The sequence below is a fragment of the Pseudoalteromonas sp. T1lg21 genome (genome assembly GCF_002964625.1).
In the GTDB taxonomy this organism is placed as follows: domain Bacteria; phylum Pseudomonadota; class Gammaproteobacteria; order Enterobacterales; family Alteromonadaceae; genus Pseudoalteromonas; species Pseudoalteromonas gelatinilytica.
In genome coordinates, this window is sequence record NZ_PQBX01000079.1 from 1 (window position 1) to 2602 (window position 2602).

Below are 2602 nucleotides of genomic sequence, written 5' to 3' on the forward strand. Positions count from 1 at the left end.
AAATCAAATTAAAGGTTTGTATGCTTATGATCTAGAGCGTGCAAATCATTATCAATTTTATGGCCGTCGGTGGCAGTGGGTTGACCCACTCAAAGACGAACAAGCAATTTCAGAAAGCTATAAAAACTTCACTGTTAACCCAATGGAAGTTCTTCAAGACAAAGGTCTTGATCCACAAGAACTCGCTGAGGGGTGGCAAAACTTCTTGGAGCTAATGGGCGACAACATTCAATTAGCTCAATCTATCGGCCTGATCAAAGGCTCATCGGTTAAGGCCAACGAACCCCCTCCAAAAGAAGACGAGGAATAATATGAAAGTTAATCAAATTACCCGTGACATGTTGGTCGGCGGTAAGTGTCCTATTGCCTATCGTTTTGCAGAAGTTGAGCAAGACAGCATCAATGTTGAAGAGCGCACAGTCACAATTTCATTTTCAAGTGAGTACGAAGTTGAACGCTGGGGCTGGTTTGAAACATTGGGTCATGAGGTAGATGAAGTTGATTTATCACGAATAGAACAAAATGGCCCATTTTTATGTGATCACAATTGGCAAGACCAACGAGGCGTAATCACTAAGGCTTGGGTCGAAAATGGCCGAGGCTACGCCGAAATAAAACTATCACGAAATCCTTTAGGTGAACAATTACTGATAGATATGCAAGACAGCATACGCACCAATATCAGTGTTGGTTACCGCATTTTAGAAGCCACGCTAACCAAGCGAGAAGGTGATAACGAGCATTATCGGATCACCAAGTGGCAACCTATGGAAATATCTTCCGTTTCTGTACCAGCCGACCCCACTGTCGGGGTGGGTCGTTCAGATGAAAATAGCAATAATGTCAATATCAGAGAGGCAATCAAAATGGATGAGAACGAAATCCTAGATGACATCACCCCGGCAGAAGATGAAACTCGTCAAACTCCGGCTCCTAATCAACAAACACAACAGCGCTCACAGCAACAAGCACCATTTAGTGCCCCAGTAAATGATGCTCAGCGTATTGCGCAGACCGGTTCTCAATATGGTGCTGAAACACTTGCGAACGAATGTATCCGTGATGGTAAATCGTTTGAAGAGTTTAATTCAGCCTTATTACGTGAGCTACAAAACAAGCGTAGTGCACCTGATGCACAGTCAACAGTGTTTGACTTGGGTGTTGAGCAAAAGGACCTGCAGCGTTATAGCGTTCTTAAGTTATTCCGTGCGGTTGCAACTGGGAACTTTAAGCAAGCAGGCCTAGAGCGTGAACTATCAAATGCCATTGCTGAGCGCACAGGTAAAGACCCTGATGGTTGTTATGTAAGCCCTGAAGCATTGGGCTTTGGTATTCGTCAGCAGTTAGAGCGTCAGATGCTAATGCGCCAACAGGCTGCTGGAACCGCTGGTAAGGGTGCCGAGTTAATTGCTACTGAGCTACACAGTGAACTATTTATTGAAGCTTTACGAGCAAAAGCAATGCTGGGTGGTTTAGGTGCCCGATATATGAGTGGTTTAGTAGGTAACTTAGATATTCCTAAGCATGCTGGCTCAGCGACATTTTATTGGGTGGGTGAAGATGGTGAAGCTACTGATTCAGATCTTAGCTTTACAACAGTTCAAATGTCACCGCATACAGTTGCTACTGCAGTGCCAATGACACGTCGAATGATGATCCAATCTACCCCAGATATCGAAGCGTTGGTTCGTAACGATATTATGGAAGGTTTAGCGCTTGCATTAGATAGCGCTGGTATTAAAGGTACCGGTGCTGCGAATCAGCCAACAGGTATTATCAACACTGCAGGCATTGGCGCAGTTGATTTAACCGGTGGCGTTAACTGGGCAAAAATTGTTGAGTTTGAAACTGATGTAGCAGAAGCAAATGCAGATTCAGAAAGCATGGCTTACTTAATGCGCCCAAGTATGCGTGGCACTTTAAAAACCACAGAAAAGGCAGCAGGCACGGCTAAGTTCTTGTGGGGTGATGATAACCGTGTAAATGGTTATCAAGGTGTCGTTGGTACTCAAATGGATGCAGGTTCAATCTTATTTGGTGACTTCTCACAACTTATGTTTGGTATGTGGGGAGCGCTTGATGTGGTACCTGACCGCGCCACTAAAGTTAAATCTGGTGGTTTAGTAATGCGTCTTTTCCAAGACGTTGATGTTGCGGTTCGTCACGCCCAAGCATTCAGTTACGGCTCTTAATCTCCCTTTAATAAGGCGCCAGTTGGTGCCTTATTTCTTTTTTAAAAAGGTATAAATCATGGCAAAGCAAACAGTTAAAAAAGTTAATTTCCGCGTTGACCGCGGTATTCGTATCAATGGTGAAAGTATTTATCCTGGCAAAGATAAAAAGAAACCAACGATTATCTCGATTCGTGAAACTCTGGCCAAGGAACTTGTGAATGCAAGTAAAGGCGAAATTGTAAATGATAAAGTCACCACTCAGGTGAAAGAGCCTTCATCGGAAGATGCAGATCTTGATGCTGCATTTGGTCCAGAGGGTGAAGAATAAATGAACTTTTCCGATGACCTTAATGCAGATCTGACCAATGTATTTTTTGCTGATTTTACTGATGTTAGTGTAATTGATGGCATTGAGGTTATCGGGTTTT

The 2602-nt window shown here is 43.5% G+C and carries 3 protein-coding genes; all 3 read left to right on the forward strand.

Translation table 11 applies throughout. From position 1 onward, the window contains the following. Positions 1 to 310, forward strand: a 310-nt coding sequence (locus C2M25_RS21025) for a hypothetical protein (RefSeq protein ID WP_199775204.1), incomplete at its 5' end; no start/stop codon positions are given. 1 nt (position 311) lies between these two features. Further along, positions 312 to 2192, forward strand: coding sequence for a phage major capsid protein (locus tag C2M25_RS21030; RefSeq protein WP_105182064.1), 1881 nt, complete (start codon positions 312 to 314; stop codon positions 2190 to 2192). Positions 2193 to 2250: 58 nt separating this feature from the next. Further along, on the forward strand, positions 2251 to 2502 hold the full coding sequence (locus tag C2M25_RS21035; protein ID WP_062570614.1) for a hypothetical protein: 252 nt from the start codon (positions 2251 to 2253) through the stop codon (positions 2500 to 2502). Positions 2503 to 2602: the final 100 nt, after the last annotated feature.

Coding starts and splice junctions, on each gene's coding strand:
- C2M25_RS21035 (WP_062570614.1), top strand. CDS start 2,251: ATGGCAAAGCAAACAGTTAAAAAAGTTAATTTCCGCGTTGACCGCGGT.
- C2M25_RS21030 (WP_105182064.1), top strand. CDS start 312: ATGAAAGTTAATCAAATTACCCGTGACATGTTGGTCGGCGGTAAGTGT.